Below are 21621 nucleotides of genomic sequence, written 5' to 3'. Positions count from 1 at the left end.
TCATGTTACCGAATATCCAAGACATCGACATGCCACGCGCCCTGCAGCACCTGCTGAGCCGGAATCAACCGGAACCCGCGTCAGGACTGACGCGCCGCAGTTTCCTGAAGCTCGCGGGCATCGGCGGATTTGCGCTCGGCACTTTCCCGCATCTGGCAGCAGGGCAGACGGCGGACGCCTTAAAACCCACCCAGCAGCCATCGGCATTTGTCCGGATTGCGCCGGACGGTGAAATTACGGTCATCATCAACCGGCTTGAATTCGGTCAGGGCGTGCAAACTGCGCTGCCGATGATCCTGGCAGAGGAGCTCGATGCCGACTGGAGCCTGGTGCGCAGCCAGCACGGGTCGGGCGATGCGGCCTATGTCGATCCGCTGTTTGGCATCCACCTGACCGGTGGTTCCAATTCCATCAAAAACAGTTTCACGCAATACCGCGAACTCGGCGCCCGTTCCCGGGCCATGCTGCTGAGCGCAGCAGCAGCGCGCTGGAACACGCCTGCCGAGCAACTGCACACCCGGGCCAGCAAGGTGATGCATCCCGATGGTCGCCAGCTCAGCTATGGCGAACTGGCGGAATCTGCCATGACGATGCCGGTGCCGGAGCATGTGACGCTGAAAAGCCCCGCCGACTTCCGCCTCATCGGGCAGCCCACCAACCGTCTGGATGCGCGCGCCAAAAGCAGTGGCAAACAGGATTACGGCATCGATATGCATCTGCCGGGACAGCTGACTGCCGTGGTCGCCCGGCCGCCGGTCTTTGGTGGCCGCCCGTCTTCGGTGGGCGACAGTGCGGCGCTGGCCATCAAAGGCGTCAAGGCGGTGGTGCGTATTCCGCTGGATCATCATGGCGAAGGCGTGGCTGTGGTGGCCGACGGCTACTGGTCTGCCAAAAAGGGGCGCGATGCGCTGAAACTGACATGGAACACCGAAGCGGTCGAAAAAGTGGACAGCATGAAGCAACTGGCAGAATACCGCCAGCTCGCCACACAGCCGGGTCCGCGGCTTTTTGAGGCGGATGTTTCCGCACTCGGCAGCGCTACCGGAAAAATCGATGCCGAATTTATTTTTCCTTATCTGGCGCATGCCGCCATGGAGCCGCTGAACTGCACCGTGGCATTGTCAGAAGGACGCGCCGAAGTCTGGACCGGCTCGCAGGGGCCCGGCATGGATGCGGCGGCGGCGGCGAAAGTACTGGGACTGAAACCGGAACAGGTTGCCATGCATGTGCAGATGGCAGGCGGCGGATTTGGCCGGCGCTTTTCCAGCGGCAGCGATTTTGTCACTGAAGCCTGCGAAATTGCCAAGGCAACCCATGCAGCAGGCCTGAATGTACCGGTGCGCACAGTCTGGAGCCGTGAAGACGATATGCACGGCGGCTATTACCGTCCGATGCACCTGCACCGCGCCCGCATCGGTTTCGACCAGAAAGGTCAAGTGCTGGCCTGGGATCATGTGATTGTCGGCCAGTCCATCACGGCAGGTACGCTGTTTGAATCATTTCAGGTCAAAAACGGCATCGACGCCACCGCCACCGAAGGCATGCGAGATCCCTATCCGTTCCCGATGCGCCTGACAGTGCATCACCCCAGACACAATGTGCCGGTGCTATGGTGGCGCAGCGTCGGGTCGACCCATACCGCATTTGTGATGGAGACACTGGTCGATGAGATCGCCCGCGCCACAAAACAGGACCCGGTAGCGTACCGGATGAACCTATTCGGTGAACAGCATCCGCGTCACCGCGCCGCGCTGCAACTGGCGGTGGACAAGAGCGGCTATGGCAAAAAACGGCTGCCGGCCGCTCATGCCTGGGGCGTGGCCGTGCATGAATCGTTCTCAACCGTGGTCGCCTATGTGGTGGAAGCAACGCTCAAGAAAGGACAACCGGCGCTGATTCGCGTGACGGCCGGTGTGCATTGCAATCTGGCGGTCAATCCGCGCACCATCGAAGCGCAGGTGCAGGGAGCCGCCGTCATGGGGCTGTCCATGTGTCTGCCGGGTGCAGCCATCACGCTGAAAGACGGTATCGTGGAACAGAGCAACTTCAGCGACTACACCGTGGCCCGCATCACGGATGTGCCGGCTTTCGACATCCATGTGGTGCCCAGCGCAGAACCGCCTACCGGCATGGGCGAACCCGGCCTGCCGCCGCTGGCGCCGGCCTTTGCCAACGCACTGGCGCGGCTGACCGGCAAGCCGGTGCGTCAATTGCCGTTCAAGCTGAGCACAACCTGAGGAGCGGGCTGACAAGATGGAAGATCTCGACACCTTCGTGCTCCGCACCGCACTACACTGGCAGGCGCTCGGCCTGCCCGTCGTGCTGGTCACGGTGGCCAGAACCTGGGGCTCCTCCCCGCGTCCGCCCGGTTCGCTGATGGCGATCAACGCCCTCGGCGAAACCGCCGGTTCGGTGTCGGGAGGCTGCATCGAAGACGAACTGATACAACGGATACGGGAACAAGGCATCCATACCGTCTGCAACAGCCATCTGCCCGCCGTGATGCGCTACGGCATTTCCGCCGACGAAGCGCACCGTTTCGGCCTGCCATGCGGTGGTACGGTCGAACTGGTGCTGGAACCGGTATCGGCGCACAGCCGGCTGGATGAATTGCTGGCGTGTTGCGAACAGCGGCGCAGTACCGAACGGGTGCTGAACCTGGCAAGCGGTGACGTTACGCTACGGCCAGGTCAGCGCGACGGGATGCCGCATCTGGATCAGCAACAACTCACCACTTACCTGGGGCCGCAAGTCAGGCTGATCGTCATCGGCGCCAGCGACCTGTCCCGTTTCCTGTGCCAGATCGCCCTGAGCCTGGGCTTTGAAGTCATTGTCTGCGAGCCGCGTGAGGAATACCGCGCCAGCTGGCAATTGCCCGGCACCAGCCTCAGTTCAGACATGCCGGACGACCTGATCCTGCGTTTGCAGCCCGATGCCCGTACCGCCGTCATTGCCCTGACCCATGATCCGAAACTCGATGATCTGGCATTGATCGATGCGCTGCAGTCGCAGGCGTTTTACGTCGGCGCAATCGGTTCGCGCAGAAACAGCCAGCACCGGCGCGAACGGCTGCGCACCCATTTCGATATCCCGGACCAGACCCTGCAAGGGCTGCATGGCCCGGCTGGCCTGTATATCGGCAGCAAGACGCCGGCAGAAATCGCCCTGTCTATCATGGCTGAAATCGTCGCCGTCAAAAACGGCATTACCGTCGCTGCCGCAACGGCAGTGGAAACCGGCAAGCAGCAACATGAAACCGTCCATGACCTTTCTTCCGGCGCTTCCGGCTGCATGGTCTGAGTATTCACCAGCATAACGGGAGGCGCCCAACACTTTATAACGCTGATCCCGATTTGCGCATAGGCGCTCTCACCGTAGCTAGATACCGGAAAGCCTTCAAGCCATAAATCCCAGATTGGCTTTGTTAAAACGATTTAAATTCGGAAACAGGGTCGCCAGATCACTATTGGATACGCCCAGCCATTGCCCCAGTGTAGCGGCGTACTGATAGGTCGAGGTGGAAGGAATGATGCGGCCGAGATCAGCATCGTTCGCACCGCCTATGGTCAGGTCAGGCATGCTGCCGTAGATGTCGCCGCCGATGACGCCACCTCCCAGCACCAGATGGTGCGAACCCCAGCCGTGGTCGGTGCCATTGTCGTTATTGGTCAGTGTGCGGCCAAAATCCGATTGCGTAAACGTCGTGACCGAATTGGCGATGCCAAGCTCTACAGTGGCGTTATAAAAGGCGGAGAGTGCCTGACTGAGTGCGCTGAACAATCTGGGTTGCGCAATCGGTTGATTATCATGCGTATCAAAGCCCCCCATAGATACGAAAAACACTTGCCGCGTTGCCCCCAGCTGACTGCGTACGGAGATCAGTTGCGCCGCCATTTTCAACTGCTGCCCCAGGTCACTATTGGGAAATACCGTCTTAAGAACCGGTGCCTGTCCAAGCGCCGTGCGTACAACCTTACCCAACATGCGGCTTTGTTTAACTGCGCCGGCTTGCTGTTGTTCGAGCAGATTGGCGCTGGCACTGCCTTGATCGATTATTGATTGAAAAGCCTTCAGGCGTTCGGCCGGATCATTGGCAGTCAGTCCATCAAAATCCTGTGCGCCGGCTTGTGGATCGACGGCGTAAGGCAGTACGGTATTTCCGCTTTGAAATACGTTATTGCCGTCCAGCGAGATATTCATCGATAAGCCATTCGCCTGATTCTGTGATTGCAGTAAATCAGCGATACGCCCGCCCCAGCCGGTGAGATCCGGAGTTTCCGGACGACTGGTCATCCATTGATTGGTCTGATCGTAATGCGAAAACAATTGTTGCGGCAGATTATTTCCTGCCAGGTAATCCATACGTGTCACAGGAGCAAGTAAGGTACCGACATTGGCGATTACGCCCAATTGCCCCGTTGAGAACAGCGATTGCAGTTCTGGTACAGAGGGATGTAAACCATATTGATGACCATCCGGTGTTTTAGCTGTGATGGGCAACAGACTGGACTGAGGAATGGCCAGTTTCACGCGGGCACTCCGATACGCTGCATAACCTGTACTGTCTGTGGGTACAATCAGGTTGAAGGCGTCATTGCCGCCGTAGAGATACACGCATACCAATGCGCGATAGCCCGAGCTACCGGCTGCCGCCGCACTTCCCATAGCGGTCAGTCCGCCCAGCGTAGCCAGCAGGGAGGAACTGCCTAAAGCTGCGCCGCAACTCCATTTAAGTAACGTGCGCCGATTCATCAGAGCGCTGGGTAAGGTCTGTTTCATCGACATCCTCATTTCTGTACTTGATAAGCTGGGGAGCCCATCGTCAGGAAAATGGCTTCCAGAATGCGGGCGGTGCCGCGGTCGCTGGCGTCCATGCCGTTCAAACGTGTTACCAATAATTGCCGCATGCTCGCATTCATCTGGCCGCTCATCAGCAGTAGATTCAGCTTATCCACGAGTGGGCCGCTGTCACTGCCGGTCGCCAATGAACGCAGCGGATCGAGATTCAACAGGATGTCGGCGGCTTGCGCACTGGTGTTACCCTGATCGTGACCGAAAATGTGGCCCGCGAGGAAGTTATTGATCAATGCTGCCGAAGCCGCATTAACGCGCTGGAATTCCGGCGCAACCAGCCCTGCCTGTTGAATCGGCCCTGCCGGTGCGAAGCGCGGGTTGAAAAAGTTGAATACGGAAGGTGCGCTGAACGGTGCCTGGCCGAGACTGTCTTCCGGATTCCATTCCTGATATTTGCCATTGGCTGCACTGGCGCCAAAAGTCCGCCACAAATGGGTCGCCATCAATAGCGGCTCGCGCAGTTTGCCGTATGCCGCGCCGCCGATATTGCTGTCACTGCGTGCTTCTGCATCCAGCAGGATAGCGCGCACCACAGCACCCAGGTCGCCACGCACGCCCTTACCATTATCAGCAAATACTTGCGCGATGCGTGCCACATACGCCGGAGATGGATTGCTGGTGACGAGTCGCTGAATGAGTTGGCGGCAGACAAAAGGGCCGACATTGGGATGATTGGCCAATGTATCGAGCGCAGATTTCAGCTCCGTACCCGCGTCGCTGCCGGTGATGGCAACGCCGCCGACGATGGTTTTGCCAGCGGTATCGTGAAAGCTGGGAAAAGGAACCATCTGTGCAACATTATTAGCCGGGCCGTTGAAAAAGTCGGCACTATTCCAACTCCACCCCGTCAGCACGCGTGCAAGACCACTGACTTCCGGCTGGCCGTAAGTGGGAATCGGATTACCGCCATTGGTTTTTATCGTGCCATCGGCATTAAGTTGCACCAGTCCGATTGTGAACAACTGCATCACTTCGCGCGCATAGTTTTCATCGGCATGGATATTATTGGCAGGATCCGGCTTTTGATTGCCGAGCATGTTCAGGTACAGTCCCATCGCCGGACTGAGGGTTACATCTTCCAGCAGCGTGCGAAAGCTGCCAAAAGCATCTTTGGCCAGCAAATCGTGATAATAAGCAATAGCACGTACCTCTTCAGACAACGCGTCGCTACGGTCGGATACCACGAAAATCTCGCTCAGGGCGAACGCTACGCGCTGCCGCAACTGATCCTGACCATTGATTGCGGTAGTCCACCAAGCCTCGATGCGCGCATTGCGCAGCGCCGTGGAGGTGCCGCTGGCAGGCATTTGCGGCAGCTGTAAAGTAGCCGGTATGCTCAGCTGGCTGTTGATCCAGTTATCGTAACTATTGCTGGAGACGAGTTGATCGATGTCGGTCTGGCGCGCACCAAACGTGGCCTGAGTGAGGAAACGGGCAGCCTGGTTGGTAGTGATCTGGGCTACCGGAGGCGGAGGATTTACTGTCCCCGGACCGGAACCGCTGCCACCGCCACTGCAGGAAGTCAGCAGAAAAAACGTCAGTAAACCGCTGGCTCCGCGCCAGACCCATGTATTTTTTGCTGACTTCATGAAGGCAACCTGTTCAGTAAAATTTAGGAGAACTTGTGCGAAGCCTGGCCCGGATATTTCGTCGGGAGGGTATCGGCGCAGAGCCAAAGACCGGATAGCATCATGGTTCCAGAACAATTTCTGTGCATTTTCCACGACGATTGAGTGTAGCACAGACCTGATCTGCGAAGAATCGTGTAACCCATAGAGGTTGATTCTCCATATCTATTTTGACATAAAGGCATATATGCATGAAAAGGGGCGCAATAGCGGAAATACAGTGCAATCGTTGTAAATAAGAATCTCGACGTGTCTACTCTAACACTGTCCACTGGGTTCTGACTTCAGTACACATTTAGCGCATGATTTTTTCCGCTTTCCCGGACAATTTTATAGCAGCCAATTACCACGATAACTGTAGTTCTCCCATGATGTAGTTCGTTACCGTCTATCGTTCTCCGGAGCGATATCTTGAATCGTTAAAAAGCCCCACCAGAAAAACCTCCATTCCTTTACAGACGACGCGTAATCCAGTGATCGAGAGAAATTTTCCCCGGTCCTTTAGCCATCAGGTACAGCAGTATGGCCGCCCATGTCCCATGTACGGGATATGCATCCGGATACACGAAAATTTCGATCACCATGGTCATACCGAACAATGCCAGGGCAGAAAAGCGGGTTGCCAGTCCCAGCAGAAGCAGCACAGGAAAAACATGCTCTGCCAGTGCCGCCATCGGCGCTGCCAGCTCCGGCGCGAGCCATGGCAAATGGTATTCGCTGCGGAACAGTTCAATCGCGCTGTCCGACAAATGCGGCCAGCCAAGACTGAATTCACCGCTGATCAGATCAATCGCCAGCCCCTGAATTTTTGTCTGCCCCGATTTCCAGAATACGGCTGCAATCGAGAATCGCCCGACGACAGCGATCAGCGAATCCGGGATATGTCCGAATAAGGTAATCAACCGCTGAATCAGTGCAATCAATGGCTGGCTGTGGCGGATACGAATGATATGGTGATGCTCATTCATATTGTTCTCCTGATATGTGGCTGATCCCGGTGACCGATCCGGTTTTGATGAGCAAATGAAAAATATCTGCGAGTTCTTCTTGCATATCTGCGTTGCTGCTCCGTTCTGCAGCCTCGCCCAAACTGACGCCTGCCAGCAGATCCGCAAGAAAACCGGCCGCAGCAACGGACACCGGAATGACCTCCACTTCCAGCGCAGGTCGTACGATATAAGCCGCCTCGGGGATATCCGGGTCTATATTGCCGATGTCGCCCAGGCCATGATGCGCCGCCCAGAGCGATACCGCCGCATAGCGTGACCGGAAAACCCGTACCGACGGATGCAGGTGCAGGCGACAGTGAGGTAACAGACCAGGTTTGTCCAGAATGTGTATCAACGTTTCCGGCGCTGGCTGCGGATCATCTGCCGCATGGCAGACATGCACGCGCAGCATTTCCAGTCGGGCGACATCTGCCAGATAAGGTACCGTTGCCACCGGTGGAAAATTCGCCAGAAAATCCGGAAACGCCGCACCGTAAAATGCCAGTATTTTCGATCGCGGCGGTTCACTGGCCACAAACAATCGAGCAGTAGCGCGAAAAAAATCTTCTCCAACCAATTGCTGCGTGACAGGAAAGGTGTCCGCCAGCGCATCAATCAGCGACACCGTTACGTTATTGCGGTATACCGCGAAACGCACCGCCGGGTCAGAGCCATTCCATGTGCTCAGTCCCGACGGCGCGGGCAATACCGGGTTCAGCAGGGCATCGGCAAACTGTTGCTGGTTCACGCTGTGCGCTCCCATACGGAAACATCCTGCAACAGGCAATCCGCCTGTATCGCCTCCTGACATAAAATCTCCAGCGCCGGAACATCGTTATCCCACTCGATCAGCGTGGCAACCGGCCCCAGGCGTTCCAGCGCGTATTGATACAGTCCCCAGACTTCCTGCGCAACGGCAGCACCATGGCTGTCTATCAGCAATGGTGCTCCGGCAGCATCTGTCTCCTGCGCAAATCCAGCCAGATGTACCTCACCCACCGGCAGCAGGCTCAGGGCGCGGATCATAGCGCAGGCATCGCGCTGATGATTGACGCTGGAGACGTAAACATTATTCACATCCAGCAACAGAGCGCAGCCGGTGCGTTGTACCACCTCACGGATAAATTCCGCTTCCGTCATCGTTGACGAAGAAAATTCCACATAGCTGGCCGGATTCTCCAGTAGCATCCGGCATTGCAGGTGCGACTGCACCTGATCAATGTGATCGCAAACGCGCTGCAAGCTGGTTGCGTCATAAGCTACCGGCAGCAAGTCATTGAGAAATACATCACCGTGACTGGACCACGCCAGGTGTTCGGAAAATGATTGCGGTTGATAACGCCGGATCAGTCCGGCTAATCGATCCAGATGCTGCATATCCAATGCGGACTCTCCGCCGATCGACAAACCGACTCCATGGATGGAGAGCGGATAATGTTCGCGGATTCTGCTCAGATAATGATGCAATGGACCGCCATCGACCATATAATTTTCAGCGTGGATTTCAAAGAAACCGACATCGGGCTGCATTTCCAGCACAGCATGAAAATGCTCAGGTTTCAGACCAATGCCTGCGCGTACCGGCAGGCACGGCATGCTGATACCAGCCGGAGCGCCGCCATGCTGCAACGATGCAGAGAATTTTTTCAGCATAGAGCGCTCCGTAATGTGTTAATACCTGATCAGGCTTTCTTTTCTTTAAAAGCTTCCATCTGTCCGAAACCGGTCGGTGAAGTCTTGGACACGGTTTTTGCACAGGTTCCTGCAGGCACCATCGACCAGGCATTGCCCTGATAGTCGATCTTGGAAGTGCCTGCGCAGGTCGTACCGGCACCAGCCTTGCAATCGTTTTTACCCTTCAGAGCCACGCCAAAACATTTTTCCGTGTCGCCCCCCATCTTGTCAGCAGCCGATGCCGGTGCAGACATCGTCGCCAGGGCTGCTGTCAGTGCGATCGCGAGAGCGGCAGCGGTATTTTTTTGTGTTGCAGTGAAATTGCTCATGATATTGATCCTTTACAGTGGGAATAAATTTCTGAAATGACTCACAATAAACCCCGGCACGCCCTTGTCTCCCAAAGCCCGCCCGATCTATTGATGATGTAGTCGTCACTGCATCAGGATTCCTTACAACATATTTTCAAAATATTTTCTGCGGCCGATCAATGGCGTGTTTCACTTGATACATCGCATTCATTACATGCCGTCGGCAAGATAAGCAAACTGAAAGGAGGATGCTGGAACAGCATGGATCATTACCCCCTGACTTGACCAATCCAGAGGCGGTTACCGTCTGGGTCTTCTATGCGAAATTCGGTCATTCCGTAAAATGTGTCATCGATCTCAGGAAGGGAGAGGCCATTTTCTTGCGCACGATGACGAAAATCCACGAGATTGTCAGGATAAAGGTAGAGAACGGAAATGCGGGGAATGTCCGGATGCAGATTAATGGACTGATCGAGCATGATCTGACAATTTCCACAGGACAACATCGCCCATCCCCACTCATCATTCCGACTTTCAACCCGAAAACCAAGCTTCTCGTAAAACACCACACTGACCAACAAGCTCTTGACAGGCTGCATAGGAACAAGACGGCTGAGACTCATGGGATTCTCCCTAGGTTGAGATTGACTGCTTTTTTCTTGCGTTAGATACATTTTCGATGTATTTCCATCAAATTTACACATTTTCTCCTTTTTTCTCAAAACGTATCGCGCAAGATCCAGCGTTTGAAATGGGGTCCGTTGAAATTGCACGGGGCGAATGTCACCAGATTGAAAGTGGCAGGGCATACACAGGCGTGATGTTTATCGATGATAGACGGCTTAGTGCCGGCAGGTTGTGGTCGTGCAGGTAACGCCTCTGAACTATCGTGTATATTTTGCCGATGGGGTAACGGATGCAAAGTATTTCCAGTCAATGCACAACGCATATTTGCCGGTATTGCGTGCAGCGATTGAAGTATTGAGCCAGAAATACACAACCTGAACAGGAGAGCAGCATGAAACGCAGAACCATCTTGAAAGCTGGCTTGAGCTTGTCACCCTTATTACCCCTGGGCAGTCTTGCCGCCGGCCATAGTGGGCAAAAAAACACCGCACAGGTACTGGTGATTGGCGCCGGTATTGCCGGTCTGGCAGCTGCCCGGAAATTGCACGATATCGGCGTGGATGTGATTGTGCTGGAAGCCCGTGACCGTACCGGCGGGCGAATTCATACCTATACAAACTGGCGCGGACCGGCTATCGATATCGGTGCGTCGTGGATACATGGTGCGGGGCCAGCAAATCCGGTGGCAAAACTGGCACGTAAAATCAGTGCCCGCACCGTAATAACAGATGCGGAAAAAGCTGAACTCTATAACGGTGACGGAACGGCGCTGAACGCCCGCGATGAAAAGAAAATCGACAGCATACGCAAAGAGATCAGCGAAGTAATTGTTGAACAAAACCGCCGAGGACCGGACTCCTCGTTGCGCAAGCTGGTTTACGCTGAAACCGATTACGATACCCGCCCGCCGCTGGAACAGCGCATCATCGATTTCACGCTGAATTCGAATTTTGAGCATGAATACAGCGGCTCTGCAGATCAGTTATCACGCCTTTGGTTTGATGACGGCAGTTCATATACAGGGGAGGAAGCAATTTTTCTGGACGGCTATAAAGTCATTACCGACTCACTGGCAGCTGGTCTGGATATACGTCTGCGCCACGAAGTAAGCGCCGTTCGCTACGATGAGAAAGAAGGCGTCAGCGTTGAAACGACCCAGGGTGGGTTTACCGCTGGCGCAGTGATCGTGACCTTGCCACTTGGTGTACTGAAGGCCGGAAACGTCAGATTTTTCCCGGCTTTACCGCCACAAAAACAAGCGGCAATCCGTCAGCTGGGATTTGGCGTACTGAATAAGTATTGCCTGCTGTTTCCGGAAACCTTCTGGAATACCAGTCTGGACTGGCTGAATCATTTACCGCGTTCAGGTCATGCCGGGGAATGGGCAGAATGGGTCAGCTTTGCGCGGCCGACCGGGAAACCGGTACTGATGGGCTTTAACGCCGCCGACTTTGGTAGCAAAATTGAAACCTGGAGCGATGACAAAATTATCCAGAGCGCAGTCTCGACACTGAGCACGATGTTTGGCAAACAAATTCCGATGCCAGTGGATGCGATCATCACACGCTGGAAATCTGATCCTTACGCCTATGGATCGTATTCTTTCAATGCATTCGGCTCAACGCCGGGACAACGTGATGATCTGGCCAGGAACATTACAGCTAAAGTATTTTTTGCTGGCGAAGCGACCGAAAAAAAATACTATCAGACCGTACACGGCGCTTATCAATCCGGCTTACGTGCCGCGGACGAAATTCTCAAACTGAACATCCGGCGCTGAATATACAAACCAGCACACGACAAACTCTCCTGCGACTTGCTGGTGATGAATTTCCTGCGCTGTCTGCAATTCCGACTTCCTCGAAAAAGCGGTGTCTAGTGTGGTTGACCTGCCCCTAAAATTAGTATCATGGCGCTTTTATAGGTCAGATGGCCTCAAGGCTTTTTTCCAAGTGCCTCCGAGAGCAAATCATTCTTGATCTGGGTTTCGATGTACATCTTCTGCAGACGCGCATTCTCAGCTTCCGGCTCTTTCATTCGGGCGATTAGCGAAGCATCCATGCCGCCGAACTTGGCTCGCCATTTGTAGAACGTGGGCACGCTAATTCCATGCTCGCGGCACACATCCGGAATGATCAAACCGTTCTCAGCTTGCTTCAGGATTGCCATGATTTGGCTNGCTAATTCCATGCTCGCGGCACACATCCGGAATGATCAAACCGTTCTCAGCTTGCTTCAGGATTGCCATGATTTGGCTGTCAGAAAACCTTGATTGTTTCATTGCAGAACTCTCTTCCTCTACCCTACTGTTTGGACAGCGACTGATATTTTTAGAGATGTTGAAGATTGGACAGGTGCAGAGGGCCTGAATAATGACGACAAGCTTTGCGGATCGTTAAGCTGGCAATTACCTATACAGGCGCAGCGCGCAGCCTAACTGAGTAATACCGAAAAGCTCCTGAAACTGCGTCAAGTCTACTCGATCAGTCAATCGCATTGATAGAAAAGCGTTGTTATTGGTCCGACCAACTTTATTTACGTTAGTCACACTTGACCAGGTTGAATAAAGTTAGTCGGGAAGTGGCTCTGTAAGCTATTGACTCTACGGAGAACGACATTTTCTGTAAAGTCGGGAGGTAATTCAAATGACTGATCCTGTGCGTGATATGCCCAATAAAGTTGGTCGCATGCCCCGTCCGCAGGGGCCTCCCCCCGATGACGACACTTGCAAGGGTGCAGAACGGAAATTATGTCGACCACGGCGCACTCACCCTGACTGTGCGTGGCCGAGCTGAACCAGCTTGCGCCGCATGCCAATGGGGTTCCCTCGCCATGACCAACGCAGACTCCGACCTAGCCTAATGCAGGCGACGCTTGTCTAAGAATCAGGGTCGCCAGCCCCGCGCTTGCGCAGCTTGCTCCGCTTGCGCATCCAGGCTCTGGCCGGCGATGCGCTCGTCGATGGCTTGCAGCACGGCGGACGGCAGCTCGGCAGCCGCCGTACGATAGGAACCGACGGCCGGCGCTGCCTGTTGTGCGACGACGGCAATATTCCACTCGTCCTTGTCCTTGGACCTGCAGGCCAGGCCCGCCATACGGTCATCCACCCCCGCGGTGCTCGCCCCGACCACAAAGCTGCGGCAATATTGACCGCTCTTGTCGCGGAAGCTGACACCGATGGCAACTGGATCACCCTGGATTGGCGCGCTGGCTAGCTGCCGCGTCAGCGCCTCGGCCAGTTTCCCCTGTGCAGTGACATGTCCGTTCGCGGCCGCCAGCAAGCCACCATGCTCGCCAGACGGCTGCCCAGCTTGCTTCCAATCTAGGTTGCCCGCCAAGACGCCCACGACCAGGCTGGCCGTCAGCGCGCCCCATTCCGGCCACGACCAGCGCGCCAAGCGGTCTTTCATGTTGGCGCTGCTCTGGGCTCGTTTGGCGCGCGCCGCTTCCAGCGGCGACACTGCTTGCACTGGGGCTTGCTGCGTGACTGGCGAAGGCGCTTGTGCAGAAGCCAACAATCGTTGCAGCGCTTCCGGCACGGGTTCGTCGACGACCTCGGCGAAGGCGGCAAACACGTCGGCCCGCAAGGCTTGGTGCCGTGCTACGCGTTCCGCCAGCTCGGCATCCTTGGCCAGCACCGCCACTATTTGCGCGCTGGTCACTTCGTCCAGTTCGCCGTCGGCATAGGCCATCAGGGTTTCATCGCTGAAATTCATTGCTTCATCCTCGTCATCGCACCGGCCTCCGATAGCAGGGCCTGCAAACTTTCGCGCGCACGCGCCAGGCGGCTGGTCAAGGTGCCAACCGGAATTTCCAGCACTTGTGCCGCATCCTTGTACGACATGCCGTCGATCAACACCAGGCCGACCACCAACCTGTGGTCTTCATGGAGCATGCCCACAGCTTGCTGGACGGCAAGCCTGTGCACATAGGCTTCGCTAGGATCGCTGCCGACGTGCTCTCCCGCTTCTGCCGGCGCCAAGACTTGTCCGCGCCGCGCGCGTCCCCTGACTTCGTCTATCCAGGCATTCTTCATGATGCGAAACAACCAACTGTCCAGCCGGGTGCCCGGCTCCCATTGTCCGGTATGTAGCAGGGCTCGCTCGACGGCGACCTGTACCAAGTCGTCTGCGTCTTCCTTGTTCCTGGTCACGGCGCGGCCGAAACGGCGCAGCCGGGGTAGCAAAGCGGCGATGTCGGCATGGATGTCGGCGATGTTTTGAGTCATAGTTATAGGTAAAACGACGCTGCGAGGGATTTTATTCCATGTCTGGGTCGTTAAATTACTGCAAGGCTAAGCTGTAAGAGCTCGCCCTATTGGACATTTGGTTAATTATGCAATTTTCTAAGAGAGAATCCTACTCAGGATGCTTGGTTTTTTGGCTTGGCCGTTGCGTGGCCGTGCTGCTGTGTTGTGCCTGCGCTACGGTTCATGCCCAATTGCGCTTGCCGCCAGTCAATCTGCCCGGCACGCCGAATTTGAAAGCTTTGGACATGGGCCAACTGCGGGCACGCGCAGACAGCTTGCTAAGGGCGGACGAGTTGGGGGATAGCCTGAATCTGGCCGAAGCGCGGCTCGCCAACGTCAGGCAATTGTTGCGCGAACGGCACAAGGAACTGGAAGCCGATCCGCGTGGTGAACCCATAGTACGCCATGAAATTGTGGCATGGACGCCTGATGTCGCCAGCCTGGCAGCGATCCGTGCTGCCGGTTTCGAGATTGTGCGCACACGCCGGTTCGCCGGGCTAGAACAAAACTTGCTCGTGATCCGCGTGCCCGATACGGTGGAGACGGCTGCGGCCTTGGAAAGCCTGCGAGCCTTGAGTCCCGCCACCGTGTTCGACTTCAACCACATTTATCTGGAAAGCGCGGCACGCGCAGAGTTTGTCACTTCCGCGTCCACTACGGCGTCGGCTGTAGTCGCCGCCGTTCCGATGACAGGCGACGCGTCGCCCGCAAAGCTTGCGTCGCAAGAGGTTCGGGTGGGCTTGGTGGATGGCGGCTTGTGGGCCAGGCATGCGGTTTTCAAGGACGGAGTCATTCATCGCCATGGCTGTGACGGCAAGGAAGTGCCCAGCGAGCACGGTACCGCTGTGGCTTCGCTGATGGCGGGCCATGACAAGCACTTCAATGGCGTGCAACCCGGGGCGACGCTGTATGCGGCCGACATTTATTGCGGTAGCGCGACGGGCGGTGCTCTGGACAAAATTGCCGATGCATTAGCCTGGTTGGCCGCGGAAAAAGTGGCCGTCATCAATCTCAGCATTGTTGGCCCGCCGAACCAGGCGCTGGAAACCATGGTGGGAGCATTACTCCGCCGCGGACATCTGCTGGTGGCGGCGGTCGGCAACGACGGGCCCGCAGCGCCGCCGCTATATCCTGCAAGTTATGCCGGGGTGATCGGCGTTAGCGCCGTGGACGCCGCGCGCCGCCCCCTGCCCGAGGCGGCGCGCGGCGCGCAAGTGATGTTTGCCGCTCCCGGCGCCAATATGGTCGTCGCCACCCCGGGGACGCCTCCCTTCCGCATCGTGCGCGGCACCTCGTTTGCTGCTCCTATCGTTGCAGCGATGGCTGCTGCCTATTTACCGCTGCCGGATGCGCAGGCCGCCAAGAAGGCGCTGGCCTCGTTGATCGGATTAGCGACGGCCGGGCACCCTCCGCTGATGAGCAAGGAGTTGGGATATGGCGTACTGGGTGAGGCCTACCGCGTCGAACCTGATAGTTTTCGCTAAGCTTGCCGTCGTTGCTATCAAAGTTCGTCACATCCGCTTACAAATTCGTTGAAAAATATATTGATGGCGATGGATGGAATAGGGGCCGGCCGACGTTTTCCTTGCAAAGAAGCTGCGGATGGTCCGCAGCAATTTCAAGGAGAAATACCATGACCTCTATTTCAACCCTTCGTATTGCAGGCACTTTTGCCAGCCTGGTGCTGAGCGTTTCCAGCTACGCCGCCGGCTTGGGCGGGCTGGGCGGCTTGGGCGGCTTGGGCGGCGCTGGCGGTTCCCTGGGCGGCAGCGCATTCAATTCGCTCAATGTGATGCGCGGCACGCCGGGGATCGCGACAGAACAAACCGGGCGCGGCAGATTGGCGGGCGATGCGGCAGCAGTGGGTAATGCCACCGGCGGCAGCGACGATGCAGCTGTCAGTACAGTGCGCAGCGCGTCTTCCGCGCGGATCAAGGCCAACGGCTCCGATAACGCCACACTGCACGCTGGTCCTGGGCAGAACGGCGCAGCGGCCAGCGGCACGGCCAATGGTTTCGTGCAAGGCAATGCCGGGGCGCAGGGTGATGCAATATCGAAAGTGCGCGGTCAAGCCGGTGCGGTGCAGCAGCAAAGCCGCAGTGATGCGCAATACGCAGTAGCCGCAGGCAAAACGCAAGCGGTGGAAACCGGCAATGCCGATGCCGCCGGTGGCGCTGCTGCCGCCACCGCCATCGGTGCGCGCGATCGCAGCACAAGCGTGGTGTCCAATGGCGCGGATGCTGTCTCGCAAATGCCGATGCCAAGCGCCAGCGTGCGTGCCGGCGGGAGCGCTTCGGCTTCCGGCAATGCGACAGCGGACGCCAGCTACAAAAACTAAAGCGGCTGTGGCGCGGCCTTGTGGCCGCTGATCTGATGTGCCAGACAACAGCCAAGCGGCGACCCTGCGGGTCGCCGCTTTTCACTGAGTGCCTGAAGTCCCTTCTCGAAGAGGCGATATGCCCATCTTTCGCCGGATCATTTACAGGAGACCCGCAAATTCAATTCGCTGGCACACTTGAAGAGAGCAAATATCCCATAACTCTTCTCGAGCATTACATATAGAAGTATTTCGGCAATATATTGAACCTTCCCATAGAGACCCATATATGAAATTGGTCCTCGACGCTTGAACGTGCCGCTCGAGGTGCCGATGTGGATTGCGTATCTCAACAAATGAATTGATGATCGCGGCACACAATCCTACCTCCAGTTTTGGCTCAAATTGAGCGTCGGCAATTTTGGCGTAGATATCTCATGCCTGGGCAACGCGCTTAGCACAGAATTAATATTAATAAGGGAGAAATTCATAACAATGGTTTATTTTTTGAAATGGACCTAAATTGAATGCATTCTGAATGCATTTATCATTTGGTTAATTTATCTACCGATATTGACGTCGTGGAACGCGGTGACGATTATTTAAGCCGTCTTGGTAAACGATTATAGTGAATTTAAAAGGAATAAGAATATGACTCAATTTGCCAATACTTTTGCGGAACGTTCTGACGAATACGTGCAAGCTCGACCACGTTATCCACGCGCTTTTTATGATTGGATGTTGCAAAACGTTTATACCAAAGAACAGGTTTGGGATTGCGCTACGGGAAATGGTCAAGCCGCAGTAGACTTAGCCAAGTACTTCTCGGTCGTTCAGGCAACGGACATAAGTTCGGAGCAAGTATCACAAGGGTTAGAGGCCCCCAATATAGTTTATTCAGCACAACCAGCAGAAAAAACTATATTTAAAGAAAAACAATTTGATTTGATTACGGTTGCGCAGGCATTACATTGGTTTGATTACAGTAAATTTTGGACAGAAGTCAAAAGAGTTGCAAAGCCGGATGCTTTTTTTTGTGCTTGGGGCTACGCATGGTTTGACTGTGATAAAGAAATTTTCGAACAATTTGTAATGCCACTCAGGGAGATTGTTTCGCCGTATTGGGCTGCAAATAATAAAATTCTTTGGGATGGATATGCTAGTCATGATGTTTCATTTCCATTTAAAAAGATAGAGGCACCTGAGTTTTCTATTGAAGAAAAGTGGAGTATCAATCAATTAATTGGTTACCTCCAAACTTGGTCTTCATATAAACGTGCACTTCAGGATGAAGCTAAATGTTCTGAATTGACCAACTTAATTTCTTCGGCAAAAAAGAGGTTCAGTCAATATCAGCTAATCAATATTGATATGCCGATTGCTGTTGTTGCGGGACGAATTTTGTAGTACCAAGTCAGAATTTAATAAAAATCAAATGAAAGCTCAGACTGATGCATAAAGTAAATATTATTGATGCAACTTTACGGGAAGGCAATCAGGCTCCTGGCGTTAAATTTTCAATATCTGAGCTGCCAGATAGCCCAATTATTGGAGATCGTTGGGGTCGATATGATTGAGTGTGGCCATGCTGTTGTGGCAGACATTATTATCTGTCCACATTAGTCACACTCCCACATAACGACATTACTCAACCGTTACCGATTTGGCCAGATTACGGGGCTTATCGACGTCCGTACCGCGAGCCAGGGCGGTGTGATAGGCGAGTAGTTGCAGCGGGATCACGTGCAGGATGGCGGAGAGCTGGCCGTAGTGTTCTGGCATACGGATAACGTGGACGCCTTCGCTGGAGCTGATGCGTGAATCGGCGTCAGCAAAGACGTAGAGTTCGCCGCCGCGCGCGCGGACTTCCTGCATGTTGGATTTGAGTTTTTCGATCAGCGCATCGTTCGGCGCTACGGTCACCACGGGCATTTCCTTGGTCACGAGTGCCAGCGGGCCGTGCTTGAGCTCGCCGGCGGGGTAGGCCTCTGCGTGGATGTAGGAAATTTCTTTGAGCTTCAGCGCGCCTTCCAGTGCGATCGGGTAATGCAGGCCGCGACCGAGGAACAAGGCGTTTTCTTTGTTGGCAAATTCTTCTGCCCAGGCGATGATCTGTGGTTCCAGCGCCAGCACGGCGCTGATGGCGAGCGGCAGGTGGCGCAGAGCTTTAATGTGATCGGCTTCATCGGCATCACTCAGCCGCCCTTTGCTTTGTGCCAGCGTCAGCGTCAGCAGGAATAAAGCGGTGAGCTGGGTGGTGAATGCCTTGGTGGACGCCACACCGACTTCAACACCGGCGTGGGTGATGTAGGACAGCACGCATTCGCGCACCATGGCGCTGGTGGAGACATTACAGATCGTCAGCGTGTGTTGCATGCCGAGGCTGCGCGCGTGTTTCAGGGCGGCCAGCGTATCGGCGGTTTCACCGCTCTGGGAAATGGTGACCACCAGTGTCGCCGGATTGGGCACGCTCTCGCGGTAACGGTATTCGCTGGCGATTTCCACATTGACCGGAATTCTGGCGATGGATTCGAGCCAGTATTTGGCGGTCAGACCGGCGTAGTAGCTGGTGCCGCAGGCGAGGATCAATATAGAGTCAATTTTTTTAAAAATACCGTATGCCTGATCACCGAATAATTCCGGCATGATGTTGCTGACACCTTCCAGGGTGTCGCTGATGGCACGCGGCTGTTCAAAAATTTCTTTCTGCATGTAGTGCCGGTAAGGGCCGAGCTCGGCAGCGCCGCTGTGCGCATGCACGGTGCGCACTTCGCGCTGCACGGCTTTGCCGTCAGCATCGACGATCCAGCAGCGCTGCAATTGCAGGTCAACCACGTCGCCTTCTTCCAGGTAAATAATCTGGTCGGTGGTGCCTGCCAGCGCCATCGCGTCGGAGGCGAGGAAATTCTCCCCTTGTCCGATGCCGACGATCAGCGGTGAGCCCTGGCGTGCACCGATTACGCGGTGCGGCTCGTCACGGCAAAAAACGGCAATCGCGTAAGCCCCGGTCAGACGTCTGACGGCCTGCTGCACGCATTCAAACAGATCGCCCTGATACAGGTGATCGACCAGATGCGCAATCACTTCGGTATCAGTCTGGCTTTCAAACACATAGCCGGCGGCCATCAGTTCGGCACGCAGTTCTTCGTGGTTTTCAATGATGCCGTTATGCACCAGCGCAATCCGTTCGCGGGAAAAATGCGGATGCGCATTGGCGGAGGATGGCACGCCGTGCGTGGCCCAGCGGGTGTGGGCGATGCCGGTAAAACCAGCGAGACCGCTTTGCTCCACCTGCGCCTGCAGCTCCGCCACACGGGAGGTGCTGCGCGAGCGCTGCAATCTGCCGTCCACATGCAGGGCGACGCCGCAGGAATCATAGCCGCGGTATTCAAGACGTTTTAAGCCTTCCAGCAATACAGGGGTGATATTACGTTGTGCAACTGCGCCGACGATACCGCACATAATGTCCTCTTATCAGATGAATCAAGAATGTGATGATGCTAAAGCAGTTACCGCGATACTTTCTTTCAAAATAGATCTATTTTTGAAATTTCTTGAAAATTGTTTTTTGTTATGTTTTTAAATTCCATTTATAATTTTATTTTGAAATATTATTTCATATTGGCCATCTATGATTCTCCTCGATGAACTCGATAAACGGATTTTGCAGCAGTTGCAGCTCGATGCCACCCTGACCAATCACGCGCTGGCGGAACGGGTGCATGCGTCCGCGCCGACCTGTCTGCGGCGGGTGCGGCGTCTGATGAATGAGGGCGTGATCGCCCGTCAGGTAGCGATTCTGGCGCCGGACAAGGTCGGCGCCGGGCTGACGGCGATTGTGGAAATCACGCTGGATCAGCAGGCGACGGAGAAGCTGATCGAATTTGAGCAGACAGTGACCACAGAAGCTGCGGTACAGCAGTGCTACCGGGTTTCGCCGGGACCGGACTTTGTACTGATCATTCAAGTAGCAGATATGAATGCCTATCACGCGCTGGCGCACCGGTTGTTTGCGACTCAGCACAATATCCGTAATGTGCGCAGTTTTTTCTCGGTATTCCGCAGCAAATTTGAAACCCGGATCAGCCTGAGCTGATGTGCTGATGTCACAGCGATGCCGTATTCGCAATCATCGCGGCCGGATACTTTCTTTCAGCACTTCTTTTTTGTAATAACGCTGAAAGCCTTTCCAGACCAAACCAGAATTTCCCACGCGCTCAAACATCTCTGTCAGCGCTGCCAGATCTTCCGCTCTCAGTGATTTACGTGACAGATAAACACCAGAATCACTCCACGGTAACTCTGCCAGTGAAATGTATTCCAGTTTATTCATCATGTCTCCAACCCGCGCATCCGACAGCACAGTTCCGGCAAAGATCGATGGCGTCATCAGCGTGTAATCGGCGGCGCCGGATTTTAATATCCGCGCCACCGACACAGGATCTGCTTCGATTCTCAGACGCCCCTGTTTTTGCAATTCGCTGATCAGACTCTGGTAGCCTTCTCCATAATCAAATCCTCGCACGACACTCAGGCGAACCGACGTCTGGTCCAGCAATTCTTTAAAATTTTGGGGGGGATTCTGTTGCGGATGGACAGCGATCAGCATGGCGCGGTAATAAATCAGGGGAATGAAAATACCGGACTGATCGCGCCTCGGCGTTCGTGCAGCAGGGATCAGAATGTCTGCCTGACCATTGTCGAACATCATTTCCAGCCGTGCACGTGGAACAGGCGTGATAACGAATTCACATTTTTCTTTGCTGCTGAGGGAGGTGAGTAATTCTGGGTAAATACCAGAAATGATATCGCCGTTGATGATCACGCTAAAGCCGGTCGGTGCGACCGGCACAGTAATCGGACGCGAACAATGCGCCCCGGCAGCCGTTGTGCTCAGAATCAGAGTCAGGCTCAGCAAGCAATCACGCCAGACATTCCACATATTGATTATGAATCGGTTACGTGCACACAT

18 protein-coding genes and 2 pseudogenes are annotated in these 21621 nt (G+C 55.2%); 7 read left to right on the top strand and 13 right to left on the bottom strand.

Annotation, left to right across the window (positions count from 1 at the left end):
- Positions 1-2: 2 nt before the first annotated feature.
- Positions 3-2237, top strand: coding sequence for a xanthine dehydrogenase family protein molybdopterin-binding subunit (locus HV832_RS09050; protein WP_176803378.1), 2235 nt, complete (start codon positions 3-5; stop codon positions 2235-2237).
- A gap of 16 nt (positions 2238-2253) precedes the next feature.
- Positions 2254-3300, top strand: coding sequence for an XdhC family protein (locus tag HV832_RS09045; RefSeq protein ID WP_176803375.1), 1047 nt, complete (start codon positions 2254-2256; stop codon positions 3298-3300).
- A 96-nt stretch (positions 3301-3396) separates the two neighbouring features.
- On the opposite strand, the gene HV832_RS09040 is transcribed toward HV832_RS09045, so the two are convergent.
- From HV832_RS09040 to HV832_RS09010, 7 genes are all read right to left on the bottom strand, one after another.
- Complete coding sequence (locus HV832_RS09040) at positions 3397-4779, bottom strand: DUF1501 domain-containing protein (RefSeq protein WP_176803373.1); 1383 nt, start codon at positions 4777-4779, stop codon at positions 3397-3399.
- Positions 4780-4787: 8 nt separating this feature from the next.
- Positions 4788-6443: a DUF1800 domain-containing protein gene (locus HV832_RS09035; protein WP_176803371.1), complete on the bottom strand. Its 1656-nt coding sequence runs from the start codon at positions 6441-6443 to the stop codon at positions 4788-4790.
- 491 nt (positions 6444-6934) lie between these two features.
- Positions 6935-7450 (bottom strand): DoxX family protein, encoded by a 516-nt coding sequence (locus HV832_RS09030; protein ID WP_176803370.1) that lies wholly within the window; start codon positions 7448-7450, stop codon positions 6935-6937.
- Complete coding sequence (locus tag HV832_RS09025) at positions 7443-8234, bottom strand: HvfC/BufC N-terminal domain-containing protein (RefSeq protein ID WP_176803363.1); 792 nt, start codon at positions 8232-8234, stop codon at positions 7443-7445. The genes HV832_RS09030 and HV832_RS09025 overlap by 8 nt, the downstream gene beginning before the upstream one ends.
- Entirely contained in the window at positions 8216-9124 is a 909-nt protein-coding gene (gene bufB, locus HV832_RS09020) for an MNIO family bufferin maturase (RefSeq protein WP_176803355.1), read from the bottom strand. The genes HV832_RS09025 and bufB overlap by 19 nt, the downstream gene beginning before the upstream one ends.
- A 29-nt stretch (positions 9125-9153) precedes the next feature.
- Positions 9154-9474 carry a BufA1 family periplasmic bufferin-type metallophore gene (locus HV832_RS09015; protein ID WP_176803353.1) on the bottom strand — a complete coding sequence of 107 codons (321 nt, stop codon included), beginning with the start codon at positions 9472-9474 and terminating at the stop codon, positions 9154-9156.
- Positions 9475-9725: 251 nt separating this feature from the next.
- On the bottom strand, positions 9726-10079 hold the full coding sequence (locus HV832_RS09010; protein ID WP_176803351.1) for a VOC family protein: 354 nt from the start codon (positions 10077-10079) through the stop codon (positions 9726-9728).
- A 395-nt stretch (positions 10080-10474) separates the two neighbouring features.
- Between HV832_RS09010 and HV832_RS09005 the strand changes: the two genes are divergently transcribed.
- Positions 10475-11863: a flavin monoamine oxidase family protein gene (locus HV832_RS09005; protein ID WP_176803348.1), complete on the top strand. Its 1389-nt coding sequence runs from the start codon at positions 10475-10477 to the stop codon at positions 11861-11863.
- 161 nt (positions 11864-12024) lie between these two features.
- On the opposite strand, the pseudogene HV832_RS09000 reads toward HV832_RS09005, so the two are convergent.
- The 4 genes and pseudogenes from HV832_RS09000 to HV832_RS08985 all read right to left on the bottom strand — a co-directional run.
- A pseudogene (locus HV832_RS09000) lies at positions 12025-12273 on the bottom strand (transposase); the annotation flags it as partial.
- Positions 12263-12364 (bottom strand): annotated as a pseudogene (locus HV832_RS17615) (transposase); the annotation flags it as partial. The pseudogenes HV832_RS17615 and HV832_RS09000, both read right to left, overlap by 11 nt.
- 604 nt (positions 12365-12968) lie before the next feature.
- Positions 12969-13799: an anti-sigma factor gene (locus tag HV832_RS08990; RefSeq protein WP_176803347.1), complete on the bottom strand. Its 831-nt coding sequence runs from the start codon at positions 13797-13799 to the stop codon at positions 12969-12971.
- Entirely contained in the window at positions 13796-14311 is a 516-nt protein-coding gene (locus HV832_RS08985) for an RNA polymerase sigma factor (protein WP_176803346.1), read from the bottom strand. Before HV832_RS08985 ends, HV832_RS08990 begins: the two co-directional genes overlap by 4 nt.
- A 107-nt stretch (positions 14312-14418) precedes the next feature.
- On the opposite strand from HV832_RS08985, the gene HV832_RS08980 reads away from it, so the two are divergent.
- The 3 genes from HV832_RS08980 to HV832_RS08970 all read left to right on the top strand — a co-directional run bounded on the left by HV832_RS08980 (position 14419) and on the right by HV832_RS08970 (position 18056).
- Entirely contained in the window at positions 14419-15816 is a 1398-nt protein-coding gene (locus HV832_RS08980) for a S8 family serine peptidase (protein ID WP_223827190.1), read from the top strand.
- A 149-nt stretch (positions 15817-15965) separates the two neighbouring features.
- Positions 15966-16670: a hypothetical protein gene (locus HV832_RS08975; RefSeq protein ID WP_176803345.1), complete on the top strand. Its 705-nt coding sequence runs from the start codon at positions 15966-15968 to the stop codon at positions 16668-16670.
- 630 nt (positions 16671-17300) lie between these two features.
- On the top strand, positions 17301-18056 hold the full coding sequence (locus HV832_RS08970; protein ID WP_176803343.1) for a class I SAM-dependent methyltransferase: 756 nt from the start codon (positions 17301-17303) through the stop codon (positions 18054-18056).
- 237 nt (positions 18057-18293) lie between these two features.
- On the opposite strand, the gene glmS is transcribed toward HV832_RS08970, so the two are convergent.
- The gene (gene glmS, locus HV832_RS08965; protein ID WP_176803341.1) at positions 18294-20111 is read right to left on the bottom strand and encodes a glutamine--fructose-6-phosphate transaminase (isomerizing); all 1818 of its coding nucleotides are present in this window, start codon (positions 20109-20111) and stop codon (positions 18294-18296) included.
- A gap of 169 nt (positions 20112-20280) precedes the next feature.
- Here glmS and HV832_RS08960 point away from each other — a divergent pair, with 169 nt between their 5' ends.
- The gene (locus tag HV832_RS08960) at positions 20281-20745 is read left to right on the top strand and encodes an Lrp/AsnC family transcriptional regulator (protein ID WP_218131997.1); all 465 of its coding nucleotides are present in this window, start codon (positions 20281-20283) and stop codon (positions 20743-20745) included.
- A gap of 33 nt (positions 20746-20778) precedes the next feature.
- On the opposite strand, the gene HV832_RS08955 is transcribed toward HV832_RS08960, so the two are convergent.
- Positions 20779-21621: a substrate-binding periplasmic protein gene (locus HV832_RS08955; RefSeq protein WP_176803339.1), complete on the bottom strand. Its 843-nt coding sequence runs from the start codon at positions 21619-21621 to the stop codon at positions 20779-20781.

Origin of the sequence: Cognatundibacterium oligocarboniphilum (assembly GCF_013377855.1) — a bacterium.
Classification (GTDB): domain Bacteria; phylum Pseudomonadota; class Gammaproteobacteria; order Burkholderiales; family Burkholderiaceae_D; genus Undibacterium; species Undibacterium oligocarboniphilum.
The sequence above is the reverse complement of the archived record's forward strand: the minus strand, read 5'-3'. Positions and strand labels throughout refer to the sequence as shown.

Bases quoted from the DNA above. Each gene is read 5' to 3' on its own strand.
- HV832_RS09050 (WP_176803378.1), top strand. From the start codon at position 3: ATGTTACCGAATATCCAAGACATCGACATGCCACGCGCCCTGCAGCAC.
- HV832_RS09045 (WP_176803375.1), top strand. From the start codon at position 2,254: ATGGAAGATCTCGACACCTTCGTGCTCCGCACCGCACTACACTGGCAG.
- HV832_RS09040 (WP_176803373.1), bottom strand. From the start codon at position 4,779: ATGAAACAGACCTTACCCAGCGCTCTGATGAATCGGCGCACGTTACTT.
- HV832_RS09035 (WP_176803371.1), bottom strand. From the start codon at position 6,443: ATGAAGTCAGCAAAAAATACATGGGTCTGGCGCGGAGCCAGCGGTTTA.
- HV832_RS09030 (WP_176803370.1), bottom strand. From the start codon at position 7,450: ATGAATGAGCATCACCATATCATTCGTATCCGCCACAGCCAGCCATTG.
- HV832_RS09025 (WP_176803363.1), bottom strand. From the start codon at position 8,234: ATGGGAGCGCACAGCGTGAACCAGCAACAGTTTGCCGATGCCCTGCTG.
- bufB (WP_176803355.1), bottom strand. From the start codon at position 9,124: ATGCTGAAAAAATTCTCTGCATCGTTGCAGCATGGCGGCGCTCCGGCT.
- HV832_RS09015 (WP_176803353.1), bottom strand. From the start codon at position 9,474: ATGAGCAATTTCACTGCAACACAAAAAAATACCGCTGCCGCTCTCGCG.
- HV832_RS09010 (WP_176803351.1), bottom strand. From the start codon at position 10,079: ATGAGTCTCAGCCGTCTTGTTCCTATGCAGCCTGTCAAGAGCTTGTTG.
- HV832_RS09005 (WP_176803348.1), top strand. From the start codon at position 10,475: ATGAAACGCAGAACCATCTTGAAAGCTGGCTTGAGCTTGTCACCCTTA.
- HV832_RS08990 (WP_176803347.1), bottom strand. From the start codon at position 13,799: ATGAATTTCAGCGATGAAACCCTGATGGCCTATGCCGACGGCGAACTG.
- HV832_RS08985 (WP_176803346.1), bottom strand. From the start codon at position 14,311: ATGACTCAAAACATCGCCGACATCCATGCCGACATCGCCGCTTTGCTA.
- HV832_RS08980 (WP_223827190.1), top strand. From the start codon at position 14,419: ATGCAATTTTCTAAGAGAGAATCCTACTCAGGATGCTTGGTTTTTTGG.
- HV832_RS08975 (WP_176803345.1), top strand. From the start codon at position 15,966: ATGACCTCTATTTCAACCCTTCGTATTGCAGGCACTTTTGCCAGCCTG.
- HV832_RS08970 (WP_176803343.1), top strand. From the start codon at position 17,301: ATGACTCAATTTGCCAATACTTTTGCGGAACGTTCTGACGAATACGTG.
- glmS (WP_176803341.1), bottom strand. From the start codon at position 20,111: ATGTGCGGTATCGTCGGCGCAGTTGCACAACGTAATATCACCCCTGTA.
- HV832_RS08960 (WP_218131997.1), top strand. From the start codon at position 20,281: ATGATTCTCCTCGATGAACTCGATAAACGGATTTTGCAGCAGTTGCAG.
- HV832_RS08955 (WP_176803339.1), bottom strand. From the start codon at position 21,621: ATGTGTGCACGTAACCGATTCATAATCAATATGTGGAATGTCTGGCGT.